24 protein-coding genes are annotated in these 24825 nt (G+C 73.4%); 9 read left to right on the forward strand and 15 right to left on the reverse strand.

Going from position 1 to position 24825, the window contains the following annotated elements:
- Nucleotides 1-150 precede the first annotated feature (150 nt).
- Entirely contained in the window at nucleotides 151-765 is a 615-nt protein-coding gene (locus IE109_RS13055; RefSeq protein WP_189550997.1) for a TetR family transcriptional regulator, read from the forward strand.
- A gap of 19 nt (nucleotides 766-784) precedes the next feature.
- Here IE109_RS13055 and IE109_RS13060 read toward each other — a convergent pair whose 3' ends face one another.
- The gene (locus tag IE109_RS13060; protein WP_268251470.1) at nucleotides 785-1558 is read right to left on the reverse strand and encodes an SDR family NAD(P)-dependent oxidoreductase; all 774 of its coding nucleotides are present in this window, start codon (nucleotides 1556-1558) and stop codon (nucleotides 785-787) included.
- A gap of 194 nt (nucleotides 1559-1752) precedes the next feature.
- A complete protein-coding gene (locus IE109_RS13065) occupies nucleotides 1753-2376 on the reverse strand; it encodes a ScbR family autoregulator-binding transcription factor (RefSeq protein WP_189550998.1) in 624 nt (207 codons plus the stop codon).
- A gap of 98 nt (nucleotides 2377-2474) precedes the next feature.
- On the opposite strand from IE109_RS13065, the gene IE109_RS13070 reads away from it, so the two are divergent.
- Entirely contained in the window at nucleotides 2475-3515 is a 1041-nt protein-coding gene (locus tag IE109_RS13070; RefSeq protein ID WP_189550999.1) for a ScbA/BarX family gamma-butyrolactone biosynthesis protein, read from the forward strand.
- Between the two features lie 90 nt (nucleotides 3516-3605).
- Here the strand turns inward: IE109_RS13070 and IE109_RS13075 are convergent, their stop codons facing one another.
- The 3 genes from IE109_RS13075 to IE109_RS13085 form a co-directional block, all read right to left on the reverse strand.
- On the reverse strand, nucleotides 3606-4169 hold the full coding sequence (locus tag IE109_RS13075; protein ID WP_189551000.1) for a nitroreductase family protein: 564 nt from the start codon (nucleotides 4167-4169) through the stop codon (nucleotides 3606-3608).
- Nucleotides 4170-4375: 206 nt separating this feature from the next.
- Nucleotides 4376-5794 carry an aminotransferase class V-fold PLP-dependent enzyme gene (locus IE109_RS13080; RefSeq protein ID WP_229890965.1) on the reverse strand — a complete coding sequence of 473 codons (1419 nt, stop codon included), beginning with the start codon at nucleotides 5792-5794 and terminating at the stop codon, nucleotides 4376-4378.
- A gap of 355 nt (nucleotides 5795-6149) precedes the next feature.
- A complete protein-coding gene (locus IE109_RS13085; protein ID WP_189551001.1) occupies nucleotides 6150-6422 on the reverse strand; it encodes a DUF3253 domain-containing protein in 273 nt (90 codons plus the stop codon).
- Nucleotides 6423-6521: 99 nt separating this feature from the next.
- Here IE109_RS13085 and IE109_RS13090 point away from each other — a divergent pair, with 99 nt between their 5' ends.
- Both IE109_RS13090 and IE109_RS13095 read left to right on the forward strand, forming a co-directional pair.
- Nucleotides 6522-7487, forward strand: a complete 966-nt coding sequence (locus IE109_RS13090) for an NAD-dependent protein deacetylase (protein WP_189551002.1) — start codon at nucleotides 6522-6524, stop codon at nucleotides 7485-7487.
- Nucleotides 7488-7653: 166 nt separating this feature from the next.
- A complete protein-coding gene (locus tag IE109_RS13095; RefSeq protein ID WP_189551286.1) occupies nucleotides 7654-8382 on the forward strand; it encodes a DinB family protein in 729 nt (242 codons plus the stop codon).
- Between the two features lie 78 nt (nucleotides 8383-8460).
- Here the strand turns inward: IE109_RS13095 and IE109_RS13100 are convergent, their stop codons facing one another.
- Together IE109_RS13100 and IE109_RS13105 are read right to left on the reverse strand one after the other, a co-directional pair.
- Complete coding sequence (locus IE109_RS13100) at nucleotides 8461-9114, reverse strand: hypothetical protein (protein ID WP_189551003.1); 654 nt, start codon at nucleotides 9112-9114, stop codon at nucleotides 8461-8463.
- Between the two features lie 283 nt (nucleotides 9115-9397).
- Nucleotides 9398-9613: a hypothetical protein gene (locus tag IE109_RS13105; protein WP_189551004.1), complete on the reverse strand. Its 216-nt coding sequence runs from the start codon at nucleotides 9611-9613 to the stop codon at nucleotides 9398-9400.
- A gap of 262 nt (nucleotides 9614-9875) precedes the next feature.
- Between IE109_RS13105 and IE109_RS13110 the strand changes: the two genes are divergently transcribed.
- A complete protein-coding gene (locus tag IE109_RS13110) occupies nucleotides 9876-10979 on the forward strand; it encodes a selina-4(15),7(11)-diene synthase (RefSeq protein ID WP_189551005.1) in 1104 nt (367 codons plus the stop codon).
- 60 nt (nucleotides 10980-11039) lie between these two features.
- On the opposite strand, the gene IE109_RS13115 is transcribed toward IE109_RS13110, so the two are convergent.
- A complete protein-coding gene (locus tag IE109_RS13115; protein WP_189551006.1) occupies nucleotides 11040-12398 on the reverse strand; it encodes a cytochrome P450 in 1359 nt (452 codons plus the stop codon).
- Between the two features lie 262 nt (nucleotides 12399-12660).
- On the opposite strand from IE109_RS13115, the gene IE109_RS13120 reads away from it, so the two are divergent.
- Nucleotides 12661-14040 carry a cytochrome P450 gene (locus IE109_RS13120; protein ID WP_189551007.1) on the forward strand — a complete coding sequence of 460 codons (1380 nt, stop codon included), beginning with the start codon at nucleotides 12661-12663 and terminating at the stop codon, nucleotides 14038-14040.
- An 81-nt stretch (nucleotides 14041-14121) separates the two neighbouring features.
- Here the strand turns inward: IE109_RS13120 and IE109_RS13125 are convergent, their stop codons facing one another.
- Entirely contained in the window at nucleotides 14122-14637 is a 516-nt protein-coding gene (locus IE109_RS13125) for a hypothetical protein (RefSeq protein ID WP_189551008.1), read from the reverse strand.
- Nucleotides 14638-14848: 211 nt separating this feature from the next.
- On the opposite strand from IE109_RS13125, the gene IE109_RS13130 reads away from it, so the two are divergent.
- Nucleotides 14849-15028, forward strand: coding sequence for a hypothetical protein (locus tag IE109_RS13130; protein ID WP_189551009.1), 180 nt, complete (start codon nucleotides 14849-14851; stop codon nucleotides 15026-15028).
- A 240-nt stretch (nucleotides 15029-15268) separates the two neighbouring features.
- On the opposite strand, the gene IE109_RS13135 is transcribed toward IE109_RS13130, so the two are convergent.
- The 6 genes from IE109_RS13135 to IE109_RS13160 form a co-directional block, all read right to left on the reverse strand.
- Nucleotides 15269-15886: a LysE family translocator gene (locus IE109_RS13135; protein ID WP_189551010.1), complete on the reverse strand. Its 618-nt coding sequence runs from the start codon at nucleotides 15884-15886 to the stop codon at nucleotides 15269-15271.
- Nucleotides 15880-16650 (reverse strand): thioesterase II family protein, encoded by a 771-nt coding sequence (locus tag IE109_RS13140; protein WP_189551011.1) that lies wholly within the window; start codon nucleotides 16648-16650, stop codon nucleotides 15880-15882. Before IE109_RS13140 ends, IE109_RS13135 begins: the two co-directional genes overlap by 7 nt.
- A gap of 7 nt (nucleotides 16651-16657) precedes the next feature.
- A complete protein-coding gene (locus IE109_RS13145) occupies nucleotides 16658-16975 on the reverse strand; it encodes an acyl carrier protein (RefSeq protein ID WP_189551012.1) in 318 nt (105 codons plus the stop codon).
- A complete protein-coding gene (locus IE109_RS13150) occupies nucleotides 16975-21393 on the reverse strand; it encodes a non-ribosomal peptide synthetase (RefSeq protein WP_189551013.1) in 4419 nt (1472 codons plus the stop codon). Before IE109_RS13150 ends, IE109_RS13145 begins: the two co-directional genes overlap by 1 nt.
- A 527-nt stretch (nucleotides 21394-21920) precedes the next feature.
- Nucleotides 21921-22112 (reverse strand): hypothetical protein, encoded by a 192-nt coding sequence (locus IE109_RS13155; RefSeq protein ID WP_189551014.1) that lies wholly within the window; start codon nucleotides 22110-22112, stop codon nucleotides 21921-21923.
- A gap of 380 nt (nucleotides 22113-22492) precedes the next feature.
- Nucleotides 22493-22777, reverse strand: a complete 285-nt coding sequence (locus IE109_RS13160; protein WP_189551015.1) for a hypothetical protein — start codon at nucleotides 22775-22777, stop codon at nucleotides 22493-22495.
- A gap of 135 nt (nucleotides 22778-22912) precedes the next feature.
- Between IE109_RS13160 and IE109_RS13165 the strand changes: the two genes are divergently transcribed.
- Nucleotides 22913-23962 (forward strand): aldo/keto reductase, encoded by a 1050-nt coding sequence (locus tag IE109_RS13165; RefSeq protein ID WP_189551016.1) that lies wholly within the window; start codon nucleotides 22913-22915, stop codon nucleotides 23960-23962.
- 216 nt (nucleotides 23963-24178) lie between these two features.
- Complete coding sequence (locus IE109_RS13170; protein ID WP_308431358.1) at nucleotides 24179-24616, forward strand: excalibur calcium-binding protein; 438 nt, start codon at nucleotides 24179-24181, stop codon at nucleotides 24614-24616.
- Nucleotides 24617-24825: the final 209 nt, after the last annotated feature.

Below are 24825 nucleotides of genomic sequence, written 5' to 3' on the forward strand. Positions count from 1 at the left end.
CCCTCCTGAACGTGTGCGGACGGCAGCACCGAGCGGGACCGCGCCCGCCTCCGCACGGCGGCGGGCCGGAGCGGGCCCGCCGTGGCCGTACTCGTCCCGCTCCACCCAACGGGGGCCATCCAGCCGACTCATGACAGAGGGAACGACAACGTGGCGCAGACACGAGCCGCGCACACGCGACGCCGGGTGCTTCTCGCGGCCGCTGGGGAACTCGCCCAGCACGGCTACTCCGGTACGTCGCTGGCGCGCATCGCCTCGCGGGCCGGGGTGACCATGGGGGCCCTCACCTTCCATTTTCCGACCAAACCCGCACTGGCCAAAGGCGTGTACGAGGACGGTGCGGCGTCCACCCGCACGGCCGTCGACCGCGCCCTGGGGCGCTCGCGGCTGCCACTGCAGAACGTCATCGACATCACGCACGAGGTGGCGCGGCTGCTGCGCACGGACGCCAGCGTGCGGGCGGCCTGCCGGCTGAGCCGCGAAGAGGCCGGCGCGGGTTGCACCTGGCACCGGCTCTGGCTCGGCGACGTCGAACGGCTCGCCGGCGAGGCGCAGGCCGGCGGCCACCTGGGCGAGAAGTGCTCGGCGGGACTGCTGTGCGTCCTGGTGGTGTGCATGCTGGCCGGACTGGACGCCCCCGCCGCGCACACGTCCGGCTCCGTGGCGGAGGACCTCGACACGCTGTCGCGGTTGTGGGGCCTGGTGCTCGGCTCGGTCGCCGCGCCCCGCTCCCCCGCCCTGCTGCCGGGAGGGAGCCCCAGCTGAGACCGGCGGGGCGGCCGGGTCACCGCGCCGTCCAGCCCCCGTCGACCGCGACCGCGGCTCCGGTCGTGAACGAGGACCGGTCCGAGCAGAGCCACAGCGCGGCCTGGGCCACCTCGGAGGGGTCGGCCAGGCGGCGCTGGATGGCGCGGCCGGTGAAGGGCTCGTACAGGGAGGGCGTCCGGGTCAGGACCTCGTCCATCAGCTCGGTGCGGGTGCTGCCCACCACCAGGGCGTTGACGCGGATGCCGTGCGGCCCGTACTCGTCGGCGGCGGCCCTGGTGAGGCCCAGCACGGCGTGCTTGGCCGCGATGTAGGGGGCGGCGGTGCCGGTGGCCCGCAGGCCGGCGACGCTGGACGTGTTCACGATGGCGCCACGGGTCCCGGTCTCCAGCATCGCGGCGATCTGGGCGCGCAGGCAGTTCCACACGCCCCGGACGTTGACGTCCATGATCCGGTCGTAGTCGTCGTCCGGCGTCTTGTGCAGGGGCGTGCCCGACGAGGCCCAGCCGGCGTTGTTGAAGGCCGCGTCGAGCCCGCCGTAGGCGTCCCGGGCCCGGTCGACGGCGTGCCGGACGTCGCCGCTGTCGGTGACGTCCCCCGCCACGCAGAGCGCTTCGCCGCCGTCCTCCCGGATGAGCCGGGCGTGGTGCTCGAGCTTGTCGGCGCGTCTGGCCATGAGGACCACGGCGGCGCCCTCGGCGGCGAAGGCGCGCGCGGCGGCGGCACCGATGCCGCTGGAGGCACCGGTGATCATGACGGTCTTGCCGTGGAGCAGCGGAGTGGTCGAAGCCACGTCGACAGGTCCAATCGCTGGTGGGGGCAGGGGGACACACCCGTACGGGGAGGGGAAGGGCCGGGCCTGTGCCGCTGGGCGCGGGGCCGCCGGAGCGCGGGGCGGCCGGTGGGTCCACCGGGCACCTTCGCGGTGCCGGCGCCGGCGCGCGGACCGGTTCCGCGCCGGCCTGCCCGCCGTGGCGGGCAGGGAGTTCAGGCGTCCTTGACGAGGCCGGGGTCGACCACGATGGCGGGAAGGGCGCCGGGGGTGACGATGCCCGGCAGCAGCAGCCGCCACATCGTGCAGGTGCGCTCCATCAGGTCGTCCCGGCCGCTGACGAGCTGGGAGTAGAGCTGTACGCCGGTGCAGGCGCCGACGACGAACTGGGCGACCTCTTCGGGCGAGACGTCCTCGCGGAGGTCGCCCTCGGCGCGGGCCACTTCGAGGTGGCCGACCATGATGTCCTTCCAGCCCTCGAACGAGGCGCTGTCGTGCATGCCGAAGCGGCCCTGCTCGACGGCGAGCCGGACGCCGGCGCGCAGGAGCGGGTCGGTCTGCAGCCGGTGGGCCCATACGAGGGTGATGTCCACCAGCCGCTGAAGGCCGGTCGACCGCAACAGCGGCTCTATGACGTAGGGCTGGGCGTTCATCACCTCGCGGGCCAGGTCCTGCTTGGAGGCGAAGTGGAAGTACATCGCGCCCAGCGTGACGCCGGCCCGTTTGACGATGCGGGTGACGCTCGCGCCCTCGTAGCCCTCCTCGTCGAACAGCTCGGCCGCGGCCCTCAAGATCTGGTTGCGCGTGCGTACGGCACGCTCCTGCTTGAGATCACTCACACGTGCATCCGATCACCCTCGACAAAAAAAGAGAATCTATTTTATGTTAGCGCACAACTACTTGTCGCACGTCAGCTCACAAGGCACAGGGGATGACCATGCACACTGCCAGCTCGCCCACAGGCTCGGCAACCACCCTTCCGCGTCAGTACGTTCACAAGGCCGCCCACTCCGAGGTGCTGCTCACCAGCTGGCACCGGCGTTCCGCCGACGAGTACACCGTGACCGCCCAGTGGCCGCGCACCCACGCCTTCTACCGCCCGGCCCACCGGCTGCTCGACCCGATGCTGTTCGCGGAGACCGCCCGGCAGACCATTCCCCTGCTGTCCCACCTCGCCTACGACGTACCCTTCGGCCACCACCTGATCTGGGACCACTTCAGCTACTCCCTGGCGCTCGGCAACCTGCACGACAGCACCGTGCCGGCCGAGTTGGTGCTGCACCTCTCCTGCACGGACGTCGAACGCCGCCGCGGCAACTTCGCCGCGACGACGCTGAGGTTACGCGCGGAGCGCGACGAACGGCACCTGGGCACCGCCGAGGCCCGCTTCACCAGCCACTCCCCCACCGTCTACCGCCGGCTGCGCGGGGCGTACGGCGACCTGCGCGGTGCCCTCGCCGCGGCCCGCCCGCCCGCGACGGCGGTCCCCGCCCACCTGGTGGGGCGCCGACTGCCCGAGGACGTCGTCCTGGCCCCCACCGGCCGCGCCGACCGCTGGCAGCTGCGGATCGACACCGAGCACCCCTCGCTGTTCGACCACCCCGTGGACCACGTCCCCGGCATGCTGCTGCTGGAGGCCGCCCGCCAGGCGGCCCAGGCCGCCCGGGCCCCCCTCCCCGTGGTCGCCGTGGGCATGGAGACGGTGTTCCACCGGTACGTGGAGCTGGACACGCCGTCCTGGATCCAGGTCACTCCCGCGGCGTCCCGCGACCGCCTCCGGTTCGCCGTGGAACAGGGCGACACCGTGTGCTTCTCCGGCGAGGTGGTCCTGTCCGCGCCCGTGGAGACCGCCGGGCTCCCCTACGTACCGGCACAACAGGCCCTCGGGGCGGCACCGCAGACCCTCGCGCCGTCGCAGCTCGACCGGCGACGGCCGGCCGCGCCGTGTGAGGTACCGGCCTCCTGCCGCGCCGAGTAGAGCGGCCCGGCGCCCGGCGGAGGGGCCCCGTGCCGCACGGGGCCCCTTCCGCCCGTCACCCCCACGGGCGCACGCGGACGCGGCCGTCCGTCAGGGCGCGAAGACGGAGATCCGGTCCGTGACGTCCTCGGGCACCCGCCGCTTCGACGGCCCCTCCCGCTCGGGGGTGCCGACGCACAGCCAGCCCAGCAGCCGCTCGTCCCCGCGCAGGCCCAGTGTCCGGCGCACCCGCTCGGACCCGGTGAACTCCCCGGTGCGCCAGACACTGCCGAAACCACGGGCGTGCAGCAGCAGGATCAGGGAGCTGACCATGGCGCTGGTGGCGGCGAGCTGCTCCCACTCGGGGACGGGGCCGCCGAGGCCGGTGCCGTGCCGCACGGGCGAGAACACCACCGTCGCGAGGAGGGGGGCCCGCCGGATCTCCTCCACCCGCCCACGCCATGATCCGGATTCCGCACACGCGTCCGCGAAGCAGCGCTCCAGGGCGGCACGGCCCTTCTCACGCACCAGGATCAGCCGCCAGGGCCGCAGGTCGCCGCGGTCGGGCGCGGTGGCGGCCGCACGCAGCAGGTAGGCGAACTCCTGGTCACAGGGGGCGGGTTCGGCGAGCCGGTGCTCGCTCCGGCGGGACAGCACGGCCGTCATGACATCCATGGGGGTCCTCTTCTGCGTGCGGCGGCGGACGGGAAGTGGGGGCGGTGCGTGGGGCCCGGCCCGCTCCGGAACACCGGGTGACCGCCGCCGGCGCCGCCGGGCGCGGGCCGCGTCCCCGGGGTGCCGGGGGCCACCTCGGCGGCCCGGCACCCGCGGCGGTCACCGACAGCGCGCCCGGCCCGCGCGGCCCGGGCGGTCGCGGTTCGTCAGGCCAGCGACCGTACGACCCTCAGCGCCATGTGGACGTCCCTCGGGAAGTTGACGATCCCGGCCGACAGGCGCACATGCGGGACCGCGTACGGCGTGCTGCTGGCGATGACCCGGTTGTCGCGGAAGATCCGCACCACGTCCTGGGGCTTGTAGCCCCGCACGTCGAAGCAGACGAAGCCCGCGGACCGTTCGGCGTCGAGCGGCGTGTGCAGCGTGACGTGCTTCATTCGGGCCAGACCTTCCTTGATCTGGCCGTTCAGCTCCGCGATCCGGTCCTGGATCCGTCCGCGCCCGATCTGGCGGTGGAACCGGAACGCTTCGACCGTGGCCCACTGGTGTTCGTACGCGAAGAACCCGCCCGGGCTCACCCACGCGGCCTGGGTGGGGCCGGCCGGAGGGCGGTCCTGCCGCCAGGCATCGGTCGTCTCCCTCGCCATGAGGCTGGGAATCGTCGGCTGGAGAAGCGCCCAGTTCTCCGCCTTGGCCCAGACGATTCCGGTCCCGTGCGGACCGAGGATCCACTTGTGCGTGCCCGCGGAGAAGAAATCGCAGCCCATCTTCGCGACGTCCTCGTCCACCACACCGAAACCGTGCACCCCGTCCACCACCAGCAGAATGCGATCCGCTTCGTCACGGTGGCGGTTCAGATTCTTGATGGCGGCCGCGATCTCGGCTATCGGCAGGCGCACGCCGGTGCCGGAATGGACCCAGGTGACACCGACGACGCGGGTGTTCGGGCGGATGGCGGCACATATCCGGGCTATCGCCCGATCGGCGGAGAAGTTGAGCGACGATTCGTAGAGCGGGATCTTGCGCATGCTTCCGCCCCACTTCTCGACCGCCAGACGAATCGACTCGTGGTGCGGATAGAACTCGTGCGTCGTGGTCAGCACCTCTTGGCCCGGCTTCAGGCGCAGGCCGTTGTAGATGAGGGCGAGGCCCATCGTCGTGCTGCTGGTGAGGGCGATCTCATGGGGCTGCCCGCCGACGTACTCCGCGGCGGCGGCGCACACGGTCCGCCACAGCATGTCCTCGTCGCGCTGGAACATGTTGTCGTCGAGGAAGCTGTACGGGTTCTCGTCGAACGCCTTCCGGTATTTCGCGATCGCCTGGCGCACGGGAGCCGGGTTCGAGGCGAAGAAGAAGTTCGACAAGTGGGCGTACTCGGGCGCGAGCAGGAACTGCGCACGGACGGATTTCCAGTCGTGCGGCACGAAGGGCTGTGACGGTACGGCGCTGTGTGCGGCAGCGTTTCCCACGGAGCCCAACGCCAGCGAGGAAGCCGCTATACCGGAACCGGCAAGAATTTTTCGACGCGAAAGGGACACGATCACTCCTCCGAGATGCGGGGCGGATTGCTCGATGCCGGGTGACGACGGCAGCGGTGTGTCGCGGTCGTTTTTGCTGCGGTTCACTGCTAACAGCGTGACGCGCGGCCTGTCAACGAAGCCGTCCGTAATTCCGGCCGACGGTCGGGTGCCCCGGGTTGCCGGAACGGCGACGACGGTAATTCACTGTTTCCCGTCCACCTGCACAAGGAGAATACGGGGTGGTGGGGAAATTGCGGCGGCTGCCGAAAGCGAAGCGGGCGCAGGCCCGGTCAGGGCTGTGCGGTGCGGTGCGGTGTGGGTCCGCCGTGCTTCGACCGAGGAAGTTCCTCAGTCGCAAGTGCCCGGGGGCGGGTCGGCCGGGCGACGCCTCGGCGGGCGGGTCGGGCGGTGCCGCCGGGGCGCGCCGGCGGGTACGTCAGCGGGCGCGGCGGCGGGTACGTCAGCGGGCGCGGCGGATGCGGATGGGCCCGCGCGCGTCCGCCGGCTCGACGGGGCGCCCGCCCTGGGTGACCTCCACCTCACCGGCCGCGACCAGGCGCCGGGCCGCCTCGCGGGCGGGTGCCATCAGCGCGCGCCAGCCGTCGTCGTCCCCTTCGTACACCGCCCGGGCCGCGTCGGACGGGCAGATCGTCGCCGATGGGGCGCGACGGTCCAGCAGCTCCAGGATCGCCTCTTCCAGGCGCCGGTCCGTCCGCCGTCCGCTGTGCGTCACTCCCCCAGTGTCACACCGGGTGACGCGTCGCGGGGCGCACGGCTCCCGCCGGCCGGTCGACGCACGCGGGCGGTGGCGACCGTTTCGTACCCTGGCGGCATGCGTATGCGCCCCACTCTGAGCTGGACCCCCACCGCGGACTGGCCACCGGGCACCACGGACCCGGAGCCGGTCGTCGAGGCGCTGCGGGCCGGCAACGTGCTGGTGCTCAGCGGGGCGGGTATCTCCACGGAGTCGGGCATCCCCGACTACCGGGGTGAAGGGGGGAGCCTGAGCCGGCACACCCCGATGACGTACCAGGACTTCATCGCCTGCGCCCGCGCCCGGCGCCGCTACTGGGCGCGCAGCCACCTCGGATGGCGCACCTTCGGCCGAGCCCGTCCCAACGCCGGACACCGGGCCGTGGCCGCGTTCGGGCGGCACGGCCTGCTGACGGGCGTGATCACCCAGAACGTCGACGGACTGCACCAGGCCGCCGGGAGCCAGGGCGTCGTGGAGCTCCACGGCAGCCTGGACCGGGTCGTCTGCCTCTCCTGCGGAGCCTTCAGCCCGCGCCGCGAACTCGCTCGGCGGCTCCACGAGGCCAACCCCGGCTTCGCACCGGTGGCGGCCGGGATCAACCCGGACGGCGACGCCGACCTCACCGACGAACAGGTCGGCGACTTCCGCGTGGTGCCCTGCGCGCTCTGCGGCGGCGTCCTCAAGCCGGACGTGGTGTTCTTCGGCGAGGCGGTACCGCCCCGGAGGGTCGAGCAGTGCCGCGGCCTGGTCGGCGAGGCGTCCTCGCTCCTGGTCCTGGGGTCCTCGCTGACGGTGATGTCCGGGCTCCGGTTCGTCCGCCAGGCGGCCCGGGCCGGGACACCGGTACTGATCGTCAACCGGGACCCCACCCGTGGCGACCGGCACGCCGTCGCCCGGGTCGCCCTCCCCCTCGGTCCGGCGCTCACCGACATGGCGGCGCGACTCGGCGTGCCCGTCCCCGACACCGGCCGAGGCCCCGACACCGGCTCCGACACCGGATCCGGCCCCCTCGCCGAGCGGACGGCGTTCCCCCGTGAGCCGTGACCCGAGGGCACGCCGACCGGTTCGGAGTCTGCGGTCGGCGCGCATGGGTGCGCGTACTCAGGACGGGTCCCCGGCGGACGGAAACCCCGTCGCGGATCCCACCCCGAGGCGCTACCTTCCGCCTGGCGCAAGGACATGCGACATGACCGGGAAGAGAGGCCGAGGCATGGAGACCGGGAACGCGCGGACGGACCGTCTGGGCATATTGCTGGAGCAGTTCGACAAGGCCAGGGACATGGCCCGGGTGCGGCTGGCCGGGCTCGGCGACGAGGAGTACCTGTGGGAGCCGGTGCCGGGGTGCTGGTCGATCCGGCGCCGGGGCGAGGCGACGACGCCCAGGGCGTTCGGGCCGGGCGAGTGGGTCCTGGACCTGGGCGCCCCGGACATCCCGGCGAGCGAGTACGCCGAGGTCGCCCGCCAGGCCGCCGGTGGCATGAGCGTGGCGAAGATCGCCGAGGACTGGAGCGTGAGTGTCGGTCGGGTCGAGGAGGTCCTCGGCCACACCGGTGAACCGGAACCCGACGACGCGCCGGTCGCGACCATCGCCTGGCGGCTGGGCCATCTGCACTACCAGTTCGCGGGCAGTTGGGAGTGGAGCTTCGGCGGGCGGCGGCAGGACCCCAAGCTGATGGTCGACTTCACTCCGTCCGCCGCCTCGGCGCTCGAGCGGTTCTGGGTGACGCTCGACCGCTGGCGCGACAGCGTCGCCTCCGTCACCGAGGAGCAGCTCGACACGGTCGGCTTCTCGCAGTACCCGTACGGTTCCGATCCCGACGACCCGTACGTCGGTGTGCTGTCGGGGGCCAACCTCGAACTCATCCACCACATGGCCGAGATCGCTCTGCTGCGCGACCTGTGGCGGGCCGGGCTCGGCGGCCGGGACGGCCGTCGGTGATGACCGGGCCGCGCGACGGCGCGGCGAGCGGGCCCGCCGGGTGCCGGGGCGGGGCGGGCCGGGTCGGGCCGGGTCGGGTCACGAGCCGGGGCGCCGGTTGCGGGGCATCAGACCGGCGCGGCGCGCCAGTTCGTCCTCCGCCCCGCTGCCCCGGCGCTTGCCCGGCGCCGAGCGGACGACGTGGCGGAAGGGCAGCCCACCCGGTTCGGCGATCATTCCGCCGAACCGGGTGTCGCCCGCGAACCACACCTGGTCGTCCCGGCGCCGTCCCCGGGGCGGGGGGCCGTCCCATCCGTCCCCGGGGACGGGGAACGAGCAGTGGCTTCGCCCGTCCGGCTGGAGGAGCACCACCCGGCCGTCCGTGGCCCAGCGCCGCCCCTGGGCCCGTTCGCCCTCGGCGGCCACCACCCGGACCTCCGCCGTGCGGACGGGCCACACCTGCCAGCCATAGGTACGCAGGACCAGACGCTCCTTGCGTCGCGCACGCCACCAGAGCCATGTCAGGCCGGCGGTCACGGCGATGACCGGAGCGAGGCACACGGCGGTGACCACGGCCGCCGTGGAGCCGGGACCGGCGGTGACGAGTACCGCCACCGACGCCATGACCTCGGCGGCCAGCGCCAGGACGCCCCATCGCAGGCCGCGTTCACGACGGCGCAGGACCTCCTCGACACCGGGGGTGTCCAGCGCCACCCCGGGCAGAACCTCGTAGCCGTACTCCGCGGCGATCATCCCGTGCTCCCGTCCCAGGCGGCGGCCGCGAAAGGCGCGGCACCGTCACGAAGTCGCCGCCGCCGCCTGCGGGGTACGCCTCCGGCGCGGCGGGCCGAAGCCTACTGGCGCGCGGGCGCGTTCGTGCCCCCGGGCGGCCGGGGCCGGGGCCGGGGGCCGGCCGGTGCCCGGAGGCTGGTCCGGGCGGCGGAGGCGGTCTCCTGGTACGCCCGGCGCACTCCGCGGTCCACGCGCTCCGCCGGTCCGCGCCCTCCCGCCTTGTCGGGCCCCGCCGTACGGCCGCTCAGCGGTGGTCTCTGCCCCTGCGCCGCTCCAGGAGCGCCTGGATCTCGGCCCCTTCGGCGGCCCGCGCCTCGCCGCGGTGCCGCTGGAGCCGCAGGCTCGCGTCCCGCTCGACGAGTTGACCGTCCAGGTTCTCCGTACGCGGCCTGCGGTCCCGCCGTACGAGCACGGTGATCAGCACCACCACCACGACCCCCGCGCCGATCAGCACTTCCATGGACCGCCCCCCAGTCGTCTGTGCCGGTCACGCTACCCGCCGCGCCGTGCGCGGAACCGGAAACGCGCGATCGGCATCACGCCGACCGACGGCGGCTTCGACCGGTCCATGGGTCGCCTGGGCGCATATGAGGTGGATAGTCCTACTGGATCAAGCCATCCGTCGTACCGGATGATCACGGATGAGACACAGGAACGGCAGTACGAGGCGCGCCGAGCCGGCACGGTGCCGCGGCACCGACGACAGATGGAGACCCCCACCCGTGATAGTCCCGCCGCTCTTCTCCCCCATACCGCCCGCCATCCATCCACGCCACGCCGATGTCGAGGTGCGGACGACGGCATGGGCCGAGGCACACCGGATCGGGTCCGACGAGCTGCGCCGGCGGCTCGTCCGGCACGCGATCGGGTCGTTCGCCGCGCGCGTCATGCCGGCCGGGCGCGAGGAAGTGGTGCAGCTGATGGCCGACTTCGTCCTGTGGCTGTTCGGTGTCGACGACGGCTGCTGCGAGGAGGGGGACCTGGGCCGGCGCCCGGGGGACCTGGCGGAAACGCTTCACCGCCTGCTGCGGGTCGCGCAGAACCCGGAGGTCCCGCTGATGCTCGACGACCCGCTGGCGGACGGCCTGCGCGACCTGCGGGCCCGGGTCGACGGTTACGGCACGGCCGGCCAGGCCGCGCGGTGGGTGTCCCATCTGCGGGAGTACTTCTTCTCGGTGGTGTGGGAGGCGTCCCATCGCGGCGCCGGCACCGTGCCCGGCCTCTCGGACTACACCCTGATGAGACTGTACGACGGCGCGACCACCGTGGTCTTCCCCCTGCTGGAGATGGCTCACGGGTACGAACTCCAGCCGCACGAACGCGATCACCGGGCCGTGCGCGCCGCCGAGGAGATGGCCTCGTTCGTCATCACGTGGGACAACGACATCCTGTCCGACCACAAGGAACGGGGCGCCGGCGGCTACTTCCTCAACGTACTGCGGGTCCTGGAGGAGGGCGGTCTCACCGCGGGGGAGGCGATGAGTACCGCCATCGCCCAGCGCGACCGCGTGCTGACGGCCTTCGTCCGGCTGTCCGATCACCTCTCCGCGGCAGGCAGTCCGCAGATGAGGCAGTACATGGCGGGGTTGCGGAGCTTCGTCCGCGGTTCGCAGGACTGGGGCATCAGCTCCGTCCGCTACACCACACCGGACGACCCGGCCGGGCTGCCCGTCGCGTTCACGGACACCCCCACCGACGACAGCCGGGAGCCGCTGCCCATCGAGGCGGTCTCGTGGTGGTGGGGCGTGGTGCCCCCCGGCCCGTCCCCGGTGGAGCGCCTGGTGGCGACCCGGCCGGGGCGGGCGAGGCTGGTCGGCACCGCCTGACCCGCGCGACGCGGCGGCCCCGGCTCCGCGCGCGGCGGCCGGGGACCCTTTGTGACACGGTCACCGGCGGGCGACCACGGTCATGGGGATGCGGTCGGCGTGCGCTACCGCCGACGCGACCTCCCGGGGTGTGTGGCCCGGCACGGGGACGAGCCGCCACCGGCGGAGGACGGTCGCGATGGCGATGGTGGCCTCGGTCCAGACGAACAGGTCGCCGATGCACTTGCGGTTGCCGGCCCCGAAGGGGATGTAGGCACGGCGGCCGGGGCCCTCGGCCTGCCGCTCCGGCAGCCACCTGTCGGGGTCGAAGCGGTCGGCGTTCTCGTACAGCCCGGGATCGCGGTGCAGCGCGTACAGACTGAACGCGACTTCGGTGCCGGCCGGCATGCCGACCCCGCCCAGGGTGACGGGCTCGGTGGTCCGCCGCATCAACAGCGTGACGCCGTGCAGCCGGACGACCTCGTCGATGACCCTGCGGATGCCCTTCAGTTCGGGGACGTGCAGGGCCGTGACCGGTCCGTCGCCGACGACCCGGTCGATCTCGGCGACCAGGTCCTCCTCCACGTCGGGGCGGGCGGCCAGCTCGTGGAACGCCCATGCGAGGGTGGCTGCCGTGGTCTCGGCGCCGGCGAACAGGATGGTGGCCAGTTCGTCGCGCACCTGGACGTCCGACATGCGGCTGCCGCTCTCCTCGTCCCGGGCGGCCAGGAGCAGCGACAGCAGGTCGTCGTGGTCCGTGGGCCCGGCGGCCCGCGAGGTGGCGACCACCTCGTCGATCACCGCGCGCAGCCCGGCCGCCGCCCGGTCGAACCGGCGGTTGGCGGGGATGGGCAGCCGGTCCAGCATCTTCGGGGAGGCGGCGCGTATGAGGAGGTTGGTCAGCAGCACGGGCAGGTTCTTGCGCACGGCGTCGACGGCCGGCAGGCCGATGTCGGTCGAGAACAGCGTGCGCGCGAGGGTCTCGACCGCGTACCCCGCCATGGCGGGTTCCAGGTCGATGACGTCTCCCGGCGCCCATGAGTCCGCCATGGACCGGGCGTTGGCGCTCATGATCTCGGAGTAGCCGGTGATGCGCTCGCGGGAGAACATGGGCTGGATCATCCGGCGGTGTTTCCTGTGCAGCTCGCCGTCCGCGTTGGCGAGCCCGTTCCCGGCCAGGGGCCGCAGCCGGTCGAAGAACCGGCCCTTCTCGAACTTCCCGGCCTGCCGGACCGTCACCTCGTGCACGAGGTCGGGCGTGGTCACCACGTACATGGGCATGGTGCCCAGGTCGACACGTACCAGGTCACCGTGCTGCCGCAGGGAGGACAGGAAGCCCAGGGGGTCTCGCCACAGCGCGAGGGCGTGACCGAGGAGCGGTACGGATCCGGGTACACGAGGAACGGACGCGATCGGCCGCAGCTCCGCGACGTGCGACATGAGGAATCCTCTCAGGCAGGGCGTCCGGCCGCCGGACGGACCTCCCGGCCGGCGCCGGAGCGGGGCGGAGCCGCGCGGGTGCGCGACCCCCTTGTCCCCAAGCAAGATCATCGGTACCCAAGTCTCCCCCGAGTCCATGCCACTTGGGACGGGCCCCGCCTGCCTGGCAGGTACACGATGACAGTAAGCTGCGGATCATTGACCTTTCGTCATCTCAGTGCGGGCGCCGCCCACGAGCCGCCCGCCGCTGCCCGGAGGCCACGTGACCACCCCTCCCCATGCCCCGACCGGCTCCAGCGCGTCGGCCGCCCCCGTCGGCTGCCCGGCGCACGCCCGGGCCGCCGGCGGCCTTCGCCCGCTGTACGGCCCGGAGGCGGAGGCGCAGCCCTACGCCCTGTACGAGCAGCTCCGCAAGGAGCACGGGGCCGTGGCGCCCGTGCTGCTGTACGGGGGCGTGCCGGCCTGGCTGGTCCTCGGGCACCGGGAGAACCTGGAGGTGATGCGTTCGCCGCGTTTCTCCTCCGACTCCCGGCACTGGCACGCCGTTCGGGAAGGCTCCCTGTCCGCGGACTCGCCTCTCCTGCCCATCACCGCGTGGCAGCCGCTGGTCGCGCTGACCGACGGCGCGGAGCACGCCCGTCTTCGGCAGGCGGTGACCGAGAGCCTGGCCCGGGTGAACCGGCACCGGCTGCGCAGGTACATCACGCGCTACACCACCCGCCTCATCGACGACTTCGCCAGTGCCGGCCGGGCCGATCTCGTCGACGACTTCGCCCGGAAGCTCCCCGCCCTGGTCGTCTGCCAGCAGTTCGGCATCCGGGAGGAGGACGCCCTGACCGTGGGCGCGGCCGTGAGCGACATGGTCGGCGGCGGGGAGTCGGCCCTCCGGAGCAACCAGCTCGTCGTCGGGATGATGGACGAACTGGTGCGGCACAAGAAGCAGCGGCCCGGTGACGACCTGGCCAGCTGGCTGCTGGTCCACCCCTCCGGCCTGACGGAGGAGGAAGTCCGCGAGCACCTGCGCCTGGCGCTCGTCGCCGCGCTGGAACCGACCGCGAACCTGATCGCCAACACGCTGCGCATGGTGCTGACCGACCGGCGCTTCCGCGGTCACCTGTCCGGCGGGCAGATGACCCTGCCCGACGCGCTGGACCACGTCCTGTGGGACCACCCTCCGCTCTCCGTGGTGCCGACCCGGTGGGCGACGGGCGACACCCGGCTGGGCGGCCGGCACATCATGGCCGGCGACATGGTGATGCTCGGCCTCGCGGCCGGCAACGTCGACCCGGGCATCCGGCCGGACCTCACCGTGCCCATGCACGGCAACCGCTCACACCTGTCGTTCGGCGCGGGACCGCATGAGTGCCCCGGTCAGGACCTCGGCCGCGCGATCGCGGAGACGGGTATCGACCTGCTGCTGGAACGGGTCCCGGACCTTCGCCTCTCCGTGACCGACGACGAGCTGCGGGTGGTGGGTACGTGGATGTCGCGGCGGCTGACCGGTCTGCCCGTCACGTTCACGCCCCAGGCCCGGCCGAGGGCGGTGGAAGGCGTTGAACGGCCGGGCCCGGCGCCGGCGCGGACCGGTGTGGTTCCGGCGCCGCCGGAGAGGTCCCGGGGCCGCTGGTTCCGGCGTCGGTAGCCCGCCAACGGGTGTCGCCGCCGGGCCGCCGGCGTTGTCACCGTGCCCGGCGGCCCGGCGTGCGCCAGGGCGTCGGGCCGGCTACCACCAGTCGACGCCATTGGCGGTGGCGCAGCGGACGACGCCGTTGGAGTTGAGCGAACCGCACACCCGGAACTGGTAGGCCGGGTCGGTGCTGGTGCGCTTGAAGGGGGTCGTCAGGCTCTGCCCGATGCTCTGGACGGTGAACGGACCGCACTGGAGCCAGGGGCGCATCGCGGTGCCGGGAGGGCCCCCCTGGTCCCAGCCGTCGGCCTTCCAGTCCATCCAGACCTTGTCCCCCGGGAACGTGGGACCGCTGATCTTCCCGAAGGCGATCTGCTGGTCCACGTACACCCCCTTCTCCAGGGTGATCCTCACGCCGCCGCCGAGGTCGAGGCTGCGGGGCTTGTACGTGTCGCCGGAGGCGTTGTCGGGGTGGTCGCGGAACCCGCGGGCGCCGCCGGTGCAGTCCGACGCGGCGGCCTGGGCGGGCTCGGCGGGACCGGCGAGGGTCACGCCGGCCGCCACGGCGCACACCGCCGTGACGGACGCGAGGAGGGAACGCAGTGGACGCATGTCGATGATCGCCTCTCCGAAGGTCGGCCGGGCGGTGTCGGCCGCGCCGGGCCTCGAGGTGCGTGATCGCGCCGCCGAGCACGTCGCCGGCGTATCGCGCGGATGCGGTGGGGGGAACCGTTGCCGAAGGCGGGACCGGCGCGGTCGCACGGGCGTCGCGACCGTGGAGCCGGGTCGTGCTGCGCCGCTCTTCCGTCGCGGTGGTCGGATCATGAACGCGGCGGTCACCGCCGCTGACGTACGCGAGCCCGCGGGCGCGCGTGCCGCCGCGTACGGCGGTCACCCGTGCGAACGGACGGCGCACCGCGCCACCGTGCTCAACCCCGTTCAGCACGGTGACGCGGTGATCGCGCCCCCGTACCCGTACGGGGGCTGTGCCACGGCGTCGTAGCGCCGGGCACGGCTTTCCTGGCCGTTGTTCTACGGAACACGGTCTCCCCCTCGCGCGGCGGACTTCAGGTCATTGATCCGCCGCTGCTCGACTATGACTCCGGCCGGGGGGCCGGGGCCATGGGCACAAGTGCGTATGGACAACGGCGCCCGGGAGGCACCCGGCTCCACCGGGGCACCCGCCACCCGGCCTGACGGCACCCCCGCCCCCGGCCGGGCGCGGCCGGGGGCGGGGGTGCCGTCAGGGGGCCTGGAGGGCCAGCCGCACCGCGAAGCCGATCAGGAGCACCCCGGTGACCTGCTCGATCCGGGCGCGCACCCGTGGCCTGCGCAGCACCCTGCCGAGCCGGTCGACCGTGACCACGTACAGGCTGAACCACAGCAGGTACAGGGCGGCGAACACCAGCGACAGCGCCATCGCGCGCGGCAGCACGTTCCCCGTCGCGGGCAGGAACTGCGGCAGGAAGGTCACGAAGAAGAGCGCGACCTTCGGGTTGAGGGCGTTGGAGAGGAAGCCGTACCGGACGTACCGGCCGGTGGCGGCGTCCGTCGCGGGCGCCTCCTCGCCGGGGTCCTCCCGCAGGGTCCGGCGGGCGCCGCGCAGGGTCGCGACGCCCATCCAGACGAGGTAGACCGCGCCGACGACCTTGAGCGCGGTGAACGCGGTCGCGGAGGCGATCAGCACCGCCGAGATGCCGAGCACGGCCGCCCCGACGTGGACGACCAGGCCGAGCACGCCGCCCACCATGGTGAGCAGGCCCGCCCGTCGCCCGCCGGCCAGCGCGCTGCGGGTGATCAGTGCCTGGTCCGGGCCCGGGATCATGATGAGCACCAGTGAGGCGGCCGCGAAGGTCAGCACGTGGTGTTCCTCTCCCGCGCGGTCACCGAACCGAGGGCGCCGGCCAGTGCCCGCAGTACGGGTGCCGGGCTCTCCCGCAGGTAGAAGTGGCCACCGGGGAACCGCCGTACCGTCACCTCGGCGTCCGTCAGCTCCCGCCACGCCTCCAGTTTCTCGGCGGTCACCCGGTCCTCCGTGCCGCCCAGGACGGTGATGGGCACCGACAGGGGTTCCTCCGGGCGGTGGGCGTACGTCTCCAGCGCCTGGTAGTCGGCGCGCAGGGCGCGCGCGGCGAGGACCACCAGTTCCTCACAGGCCAGCACCTCCGCCGGGATGCCGCCGTGCAGGGCGGCGACGGTCTCCATCAGCTCCCTGTCCCCGAGCCGGTGCAGCCCCGAGGCGGCACGGGGGAGGTGCGGGGCCGGGTAGCCCGAGACGACGAGGTGCGCGGGGAGCGGCCGTCCGGCCGCCCGCAGTGCCCGGGTGGTCTCGAACGCGAGGAGCGAGCCGAAGCTGTGGCCGAAGAAGACGAAGGGCTCCGGGAAGGGCCCGGCTCCGGCGAGGAACGCCTCGGCGAGCGCGTCCACCGACGTGAGCACGGGCTCGTCGATGCGCGATCCCCGCCCCGGCAACTGCACCGCGTGCGTCTCGGCGTTCCGCACGTCCCGTGCCCAGCGCAGGTACTCGGCGGCCGAGCCGCCCCCGTGCGGGAAGCAGTAGAGCCGGGGGGCGGCCGGACGGGGTGCTCCGCCGAGGGTCCAGCGAGGCGGTATGACGTCGTTCACCGCGGGCTCACACTCCCGCGGGCAGCGCAGCCGCCAGGTGCCGGCCCAGGGCGTCCGCCGTGAAGTGGTCGAGGACGTCCCGCGGGCGTACCGGGATGCCGAACCGGGCGGCGAGCCCGGCGCACAGCACGAGCGTGGTGGCCGAGTCGACCCCCAGCTCGTCGAGCGGCGTGGTGGGGTCGATCTCGTCGGGTGAGATGTCGAGGATCTCCGCGAGGAAGGCCACGACCCATCCGGTGACCGCCCCGGCGGCCGGCCGGCCGGCCGCCGCTTCCCGATCCGTCCCGCCGAGCGGGCTCGCACTCGACGCTTGCGTATGGTTCATCACTTCTCCCCGGGCATGAGCTCGGACGGTCCGAGAAGCTGCTCGAGGTAGCCGTCGAGCGCCTCCACCGTCGTGTACTGGAGGACCGTGCCGACCGGCACGGTGACGTCGAACGCGGTCTGGAGGTGCGTGACGAGCCGCGCGGCGAGCAGCGAGTCGCCGCCCGCGTCGAGGAAGTCGTCGTCCAGGTCCACCTGGGTGAGCCCGAGCACCTCGCGCCAGATCTCGACGAGCTTGCGCTGCCGGTCCGTGCGCGGCGGCTTGGCCGGCCGGCCCCGTGAGGCGCTCCGCGCGCCGGCCTTGGCGAGCGCGGCGCGGTCCACCTTTCCGGTGGCGGACAGCGGGAGTTCGTCCAGCGCCAGGATGCGGGACGGGACCATGTGCCGGGGCAGCCGTTCGGCGGCGAAGTCCCGCAGCGCCTCGGGGGCGAACCGGCGGCGCGTGTCCGGTGCCTGCGCGACGATGACGTCGAAGCCGACGGAGGCGGGACCGCCGCTCGTGGTGAGCACCTCGGCTCGGTCGAAGCCGGCGGCGGTGAGTTCGGCCCGCCACTGGTCACGGGTCAACAGGCAGTGCCGGGCACGCAGTTCGGTGTCCTCGAAGTTGTCGAAGCCCTGCTGGAGCCCCATGACGAGGTCGAACCACGGGTGGAAGGTGGTCTGCTCGACCATGAGCAGGATGCCCCCCGGTGCCGTGATGGACCTCAGGTTCCTCAGCGTGGGCCGGATCCGCCGCATGTCGTGCAGCACGCTCGCCGCGACGAGGAGGTCGGCGGTCCGGTCGCCGAACCCCTGGACGGCGGGCGGCAGGTCGAGGTCGAACAGGTCGTACCGCAGCGCCGGGTGGCCGGCGAACTGCGCGCGGGCCCGGTCGGTGAAGTAGCGCGAGATGTCCGTGAAGAGGTACTCGGTGCGGCCGGGCGGCAGCAGCGGCAGCAGGTGCCGGGTCAGTGACCCGTAGCCGGAGCCCACCTCCATGGCCCGCAGCGGGCGGTCTGCGGGCAGGCTGCCGGCGTACGCGGCCACGGCCCCGGCCGCCGCCTCGTAGGTGGGGCCGAAGAGCCGGTCGTAGACGCCGGGCGTACGGTCCGAGGCGTACAGCTCCGCCGAGTGGACGCTCTGGGTGAGCACGTCGGCCAGGCCGTCGGCGAGGGAGAGCATCCAGTCGGTGACGTCCTGCTCGATGCCCAGGACCTCCTTCAGGACGTGGCGCGCCCGCGCCTTGAGCTCCGGCGGGAGGGCGGCGGGCAGCTCGCGCGCCACGGTGGGCCCGTCGGGGCCGGGGCGCAGACGGCCGGTCGCCTCCAGGCCGGCGACGGCGCGCGCGAGCCAGCGTTCGTACCGAGGGGCGACGCCCGCGCCGCGCAGCGCCGCCGGGTCGAAGGCGGCGCCGGGGGTGTGCGGCAGCCCGAAGGAACGGAAGGCCGCGGCGGTGGCGGCGGTGTACACCTCGTCGAGCACGTCCCACGCGGAGCGCAGCGCCTCCGGCCCGGGGCCGGCGCTCGGCCGGTCGCCCGCCGAGCGGACGGCTTGCCACCACTCCCGGCTCGTCGCGGGCTCCACCCGCTCGGTCACGAACAGCGTCTCGTCGCGGGGTGAGGGCACGACGTACCCGTGCAGCCGGGCGGCGCCGGAGCCGTCGGACGTCTTGACCACCACCGAGGCGTCCACGCCCGGGTGCTGCGACAGCGTCGCCTCGATCTCGCCGAGTTCGACCCGGTGCCCGTTGATCTTGACCTGGCCGTCCCGGCGGCCGAGGAACTCGATGGTCCCGTCGGCGGTGTAGCGCCCGAAGTCGCCCGTGCGGTAGAGGCGTTCACCGGTGCGCGGGTGGCGCACGAAGCTCGCGGCGGTGCGCTCCTCGTCGCCCCAGTAGCCGCGTGCCAGGCCGGCGCCGCCGATGTACAGCTGACCGGCGGTCCACACGGGGCAGGGTTCCATCCGCTCGTCCAGCACGTGGAAGGTCTGGTTGCGCAGCGGTACGCCGTACGGGATGCTCCTGGCGCCCCGGGGCACGTCGTCGACGGGGTGGTGGATGGACCAGATGGACGCCTCGGTGGCGCCGCCGAGGCTGACGACCTCGGCGTCCGGCCACAGGTCGCGGATGCGGCGGGGCAGGTCGACGGGGATCCAGTCGCCGCTGAGGAGCACCAGCCGCAGGCGCTCCGGGACCTCCCCGCCCGCCTCCAGGTGCTCCACCAGCATCTGCATCTGCGCCGGTACGGAGTTCCAGACGGTGACCCCGTGCTGCGTCATGACCTTCGCCCAGTGCGCCGGTTCGGAGCGCATGTCCGGGTCGGGCAGGACGAGCGCGGCGCCCGCGGCGTGCGTGCCGAACACGTCGTACACGGACAGGTCGAACCCGAGGTCGGCGATGCCGAAGACCCGGTCGCCGGGCCCGACGCCGAAGCGCTCGTTGATGTCGGCGACGGTGTTGAGCACGGCGCCGTGCTCGATCATGACGCCCTTCGGGGTGCCCGTGGAGCCCGAGGTGTACAGGACGTAGGCGAGGTCGCCGGGGCGGGCGGGCCCCGGGGGGAGGCGGTCCGCGGCGCCGGGGCCGGGCGGGTTCGCCGTCCGCGTCCGGTCGGCGAGGAGGCGGGGCACGTCGTCGGGCCACTCCAGGGCGGCGTCCAGGGCGCTGTCGGTGACGACGCCGGCCGCCGCGCCGTCGGCGAGGATGCGGGCCCGGCGCTGCGCCGGGAGGGCGGTGCCGACGGGGAGGTAGGCGGCACCCGCCATCATCACGGCGTACGCCGCGGCGATCTGCTCCGGCCCCTTGTCGAGGGTGATGCCGACGAGGCGGTCCCGGAGGTCCCCGCCGGCCGCGGTCGCGATGTCGTGCCGTACGGCGTCGGCGTGGGCGGCGAGTTCGCCGTAGGTGACCTCGCGGGTGGCGGTGAGCACCGCGGGCCGTTCGGGGTGGGCGGCGGCGCGGTCGAGGAACGGCTCGTGGAGCAGGCCCGCGGGGCGCGGGCCGTGGGTGGCGTTGGCCCGCTCGCGGCCCGTCAGCTGGTGCCCGGGGAGCGTGACGCCCAGGTCCTCGCCCCACATCGTGTCCTCGCGGGCCAGCCGGGCGACCATGCCGCAGTAGGTGGCGAACATGTCGTCGAGGAGGCCCTCGGGGAACAGTTCCTCGACGCAGTCCCAGGTCAGGTCGAGGGACCCGGTGAAGTCGACCACCTGGTGGTCGAGCCACACCTGCGGTGTCTGGCTGACCCGGTACGAGATGTCACCGAAGTACCTCATCGCGCCGGACACGTCCGCCGCGGTGCCGAGTCCGCTGGTGAACACCACGGGCATCGTCTCGAAGCCGCTCTGCAGCCCGAGCCTGCGGCGTTCGCGGAGCGTCTGCAGCGCGCTGACCTGGCGGTGCCGCAGGTCCTTCTGCAGCTGGATCTGGGTGGCCTCGGCGCGCTCGGTCAGCGAGCGCCCCGCCGACGCGTCCATCTCCAGCAGGCAGATGGAGGTGAAGTCGCCGACCATCCGGCGCAGGTGCGGGTGGACGACCCGCTTGCCCGCCGCGTTCCTCTCCAGCAGCAGCGGCAGGCGGTTGAAGAGGGTGAGGTTGAGGGTGAAGCGCCGGGTTCCGCTCCAGACGGCGAGGACCTCGGAGAAGAGGGCGGCGAGGACGGCGGTCGGGGTCAGGCCGCGTGCCTCGCAGCGTTCCTGGAGTCGCTTCCAGTCGTCCTCGGGGAGGTGGTACTCGCGGTGGGTGAAGCGCGGCTTGTGGACGCTGACGGGCGACGTGGCCAGCGGCAGGTCCGGCGGCGGGGCGAGGGTCGCGGCGCGTGAGGTCCAGTAGTCGAGGGCGTTGCGGTGGCGGGGTGCCTGGGAGCCGCGTTCGAGGGCCAGCGCGTACTCGCGGAACGTCACGTTTACGGGCGGCAGTTCGAGGCCGGGGTCCTGGCAGAGCGCGCTCCACTCGCTGAACAGCAGGGTGAGGCTGGCCAGGTCGACCATGAGGAGGTCCAGGCTGACGTGCAGCCGGTCGTGTGCGGGGAGCCGTGAGAGACGGATGTCGAACAGCGGCCAGTCGGCGGTCGTGTAGACGTGGTGGGACATCTCGTCGCGTATCGCGGTCAGCGTCCGGTGCGCCTCGTCCGGCGGGGCCGACCGCAGGTCGGTACATCGCACCCGGAACTCCGGGACCGAGGGCAGGACGTGTTGCCGGCCGTCCTCGTCCACGACGGCCCGCAGCATGTCGTGGCGGTCGATGAGGGTCTGCCAGGAGCGTGAGAGCACTTCGGGGTCGAGGCGTCGCCCTTCGAGTTCGAAGTAGGCGTGCGGCGCCACGTTGCCCAGGACGAAGTTGGAACCCCGGCCGACCCAGTAGGCGTACTGGATCTCCGTCAGCGGGAACTTCTCGAACCGGTCGTCGTCCCGGGGTGACCGGTTCGTGCGACTGCTGTCCGTCATCGTTGTCCCTCTCAGTCGAGTTCCGCCGGATCCCGGCGGAACTCGTGCGGCCCGGATAGCGTTCGTTGAAGCCGGGAGAGTGGAAGGAGAAGGTGGGAAGCGGTGCCGCGGAAGGCGTCGGCGGCGCGGCGCGACCACCGTCGCGGCGGCGTGGCGTTCCCTGTTCGATGACCCCCTCGCAGTCCCCCGTGGAGCCCGGGACGGACCGGAGGTCCGCGTGGGCCCGCCAATTAGAACCACCGGGGCACGCCGGGTCCACCGTGACGATGCTCACGTTTTGCCGCATTGGCCGGAATCTTCGCTTCGATTTTCCGGTGAAATGCTTCTCGGCCAGAGCTTTTTCTTTTGGAGCGGAATATTCCCCGAATGCTCCGGATGGCGTGAAAACGGTGGCGGTGGTGGCGGACCGGGCAGCGGCCGGGACACCTCCCCGCTCTCCGGGGTGTCCGGCCGGGCCGTTCCCCACGCGCGGACACCCGGTCACCGCCGGCCGGGGTCGCCGCCTGGCGTGGGGGCGTCCCGGTGGGTCACGCCGTGGTGGAACCCGGGTGGTCGGGGTCCTGTTCGGCGGTGGGCAGCGCGCCGTGCCCCTCGGACCAGGCGTTGACCCAGCCGCACACGCCGCAGGCGTACCGGCCGTCCAGGCCGGACACCGCCGCGCCGCACGCCCGGCACTCGGTCGTCGTGATCTCAGGCGTCTGCGCCGCGGGTGCGGTCATGTCCGCCTCCTGTTCCGGTGGCCACCTGCCGCTCATCACCCGAGCCTAGCCCCGCCGGGCCCGGCACGGCCGACGACCAACCGCACCCCTGGCCGCAGACCCAGCCCGACCCCTGCCGCAACGCCGCCGCCCCGCACCTCTGGCAGTTCACGCCCCCACCTCCCCGACCCCGATCCGGGCACACGGCCCGATCCTCGCACAGGCGTCGCGGGGCCCGCCCGGCCGCCGGACTCAGCACTCGCGCGGAGGGGGATGCCGCCGGCCGAGTCGACCACGGCGGCGCGGTCGCCGGCGGCGCTGAAGACGGTGGCACGCGCAGTTGTCCAGTGCCGTGCGCTCGCCGCGCTTCCCCCGGGCGCTGAGGAGGGTCCCGGTGTCCGTCAGTACGGTGGCGCCGTCGGGCGAGACGGCGGACAGCGCTCCCCGGCCTCGTCCGGCCCGTCGCACGTCGCCTCGGGCAGGACGCGCGGCTTCCTGCCGGTGCCGGCGTCGCGGACCGTGATGCCGTCGCCCGAGTCGGTCGTCGTCATCAGCGTCCTGCCGTGCGGGCTGAGCGCGGGGCCGGTGACCACCGAGGACTCGGTCCGGGGCGGTTCGACCGTCCACTTCTCGTCCGGGGGCGACCGCACCCGGCAGGGCGCCCGGATCGACAAGGCGCGCGCCACTGCACCACCCTCTGCACCACCCGGTTCCACCGACTGACGTCACCGCGACCGCCGGGCGCCGGCGTCACTTGCGCTGGAGCGCACTCCAACTCGTAGGGTCGCGGCACCCAGAAGGACGATCCGGAGGAGAGTCGCATGCGCCACCGTGTACTGGGCGGTACCGGCATCGAGGTGAGCCCCTACTGCCTGGGCACCATGATGTTCGGTGCCGTCGGCAACGCCGACCACGACGACTGCGCCCGGATCGTCCACGCCGCGCTGGACGAGGGGATCAACTTCGTCGACACCGCCGACATGTACTCGCGCGGGGAGTCGGAGACGATCGTCGGCAAGGCGTTGAAGGGCCGGCGTGACGACGTGGTCCTGGCGACCAAGTTCCACTTCCCCCTGGGGGAGGGACCCAACCGGGGCGGCAACTCGCGGCGCCATGTCGTCCGGGCGGTGGAGGACAGTCTGCGGAGGCTGGGCACCGACTGGATCGACCTGTACCAGGTGCACCGGCCGGACCACACGACGGATGTGGAGGAGACGCTCTCCGCCCTGACCGATCTCGTGCACCAGGGCAAGATCAGGGCGTTCGGCTGCTCCACGTTCCCGGCGGAGCAGATCGTCGAGGCGTACCACGTGGCCGAGCGGCGCGGTCTCCAGCGGTTCCGCACCGAGCAGCCGCCGTACTCGGTGCTGGCGCGGGGCGTCGAGAGGCACGTGCTGCCGACGGCGCAGCGCCTCGGCATGGGCGTGCTGACGTGGAGTCCGCTGGCCTCGGGGTTCCTGACGGGCCGCTACCGCAAGGGCCGGGCGCTCGACCTGAGCAGCGGACGTCCCGCCCTGCACCCCGACCGCTTCGATCCGTCGGCGCCGCGCACCGCCGCGAAGCTGGAGGCCGTCGAGCAGCTCGTCGGCGTGGCCGCGGAAGTGGGGTGCTCGCTGCCGGAGCTGGCCATCGCCTTCCCGCTGGCGCACCCGGCCGTCACGTCGGTGATCATCGGCCCGCGCACGATGGAGCAGCTGCGCGGCACGCTGAAGGGCATGTCCGTCGTGCTGGACGACGCCGTACTCGACCGGATCGACGCCATCGTGCCGCCCGGCACCGACGTCTACCCCCCGGACGGTGTCTGGGCCCCGCCCGCGCTCACCACCCCAGCACTCCGCCGCCGCCCGGTCGCCTCCAGGCCCGCCGCCTGAGACGCCCCCGGCACGACCCCCGCACGGGTCCGCACGCCCCCGGCACGGCACGTACGTGGCACCGGCCCGGCACATGCCGGGAGCTGCCCCGCGACGTCGGGCCGGTCACCCGTTCGGCCCACGGGCCTGAGCCGATGGGGCGACCGGCCCGTAGCGTCGATCCCGGCCGCCCCATCGGTCGGCCGGAAGGGAGACGGAATGATGAACGGCCGTTCCGTGTCTGCCGGAGTCCTGATCGCCATCGCGTCGGTCGTGCCCCTGTCCGGCACCGCACACGCCCAGGATCTCGACTGCCGTGACTTCGTGTACCAGGAGGACGCGCAGGCGGTCTTCGACACCGATCCGCGCGACCCGCACCGCCTCGACGAGGACCGGGGCCCCGACGACGGCATCGCCTGCGAGGTGCTGCCTCGGCGCACCGGTGCCGTCACACCGCAGGACACCCCTGCGCCGCAGGGCACCGCCACGCCGCAGGGCACCGTCACCGCGCCACCGGCCTCGCCGTCCCCGGTCCCGGCCCGGGGCGTACGCGGGGGGCTCGGAGGCGCGTCGGAGCCGGCGCGCGACGCCTGGTGGACCGGCGCCGGACTGGCGTTGGCGGCCGGCGCGGCGGTCGGCGCGGGCTGGGTCGTGAGGCGTCGTCGCCACACCTGACGCCGCCCCGCGGTGGCGGCGCGATGCCAGGAGCCCGGGGCGTGGGGACGGAGACCACGCCCCGGGCGGCTGCATGGGACGGGCGGGGCGGCCGGGAGAGGCGGGAGCCGAACGCCGGTACGGGCAGAGGCCGTTGTACGCCGTGGACGCCCGGGCGCGGGCGTTCCCGGCGCCGGCCGGCAAGGCGGCGACTCACGCACCGGTCGAGC

It is taken from the genome of Streptomyces lavendofoliae (genome assembly GCF_014649735.1).
Classification (GTDB): Bacteria; Actinomycetota; Actinomycetes; order Streptomycetales; family Streptomycetaceae; genus Streptomyces; species Streptomyces lavendofoliae.

Coding starts and splice junctions, on each gene's coding strand:
- IE109_RS13095 (WP_189551286.1), top strand. CDS start 7,654: ATGGAGACCGGGAACGCGCGGACGGACCGTCTGGGCATATTGCTGGAG.
- IE109_RS13165 (WP_189551016.1), top strand. CDS start 22,913: ATGCGCCACCGTGTACTGGGCGGTACCGGCATCGAGGTGAGCCCCTAC.
- IE109_RS13075 (WP_189551000.1), bottom strand. CDS start 4,169: ATGGATGTCATGACGGCCGTGCTGTCCCGCCGGAGCGAGCACCGGCTC.
- IE109_RS13105 (WP_189551004.1), bottom strand. CDS start 9,613: ATGGAAGTGCTGATCGGCGCGGGGGTCGTGGTGGTGGTGCTGATCACC.
- IE109_RS13155 (WP_189551014.1), bottom strand. CDS start 22,112: ATGACCGCACCCGCGGCGCAGACGCCTGAGATCACGACGACCGAGTGC.
- IE109_RS13130 (WP_189551009.1), top strand. CDS start 14,849: ATGAACGCGGCGGTCACCGCCGCTGACGTACGCGAGCCCGCGGGCGCG.
- IE109_RS13090 (WP_189551002.1), top strand. CDS start 6,522: ATGCGTATGCGCCCCACTCTGAGCTGGACCCCCACCGCGGACTGGCCA.
- IE109_RS13150 (WP_189551013.1), bottom strand. CDS start 21,393: ATGACGGACAGCAGTCGCACGAACCGGTCACCCCGGGACGACGACCGG.
- IE109_RS13100 (WP_189551003.1), bottom strand. CDS start 9,114: ATGATCGCCGCGGAGTACGGCTACGAGGTTCTGCCCGGGGTGGCGCTG.
- IE109_RS13115 (WP_189551006.1), bottom strand. CDS start 12,398: ATGTCGCACGTCGCGGAGCTGCGGCCGATCGCGTCCGTTCCTCGTGTA.
- IE109_RS13125 (WP_189551008.1), bottom strand. CDS start 14,637: ATGCGTCCACTGCGTTCCCTCCTCGCGTCCGTCACGGCGGTGTGCGCC.
- IE109_RS13145 (WP_189551012.1), bottom strand. CDS start 16,975: ATGAACCATACGCAAGCGTCGAGTGCGAGCCCGCTCGGCGGGACGGAT.
- IE109_RS13070 (WP_189550999.1), top strand. CDS start 2,475: ATGCACACTGCCAGCTCGCCCACAGGCTCGGCAACCACCCTTCCGCGT.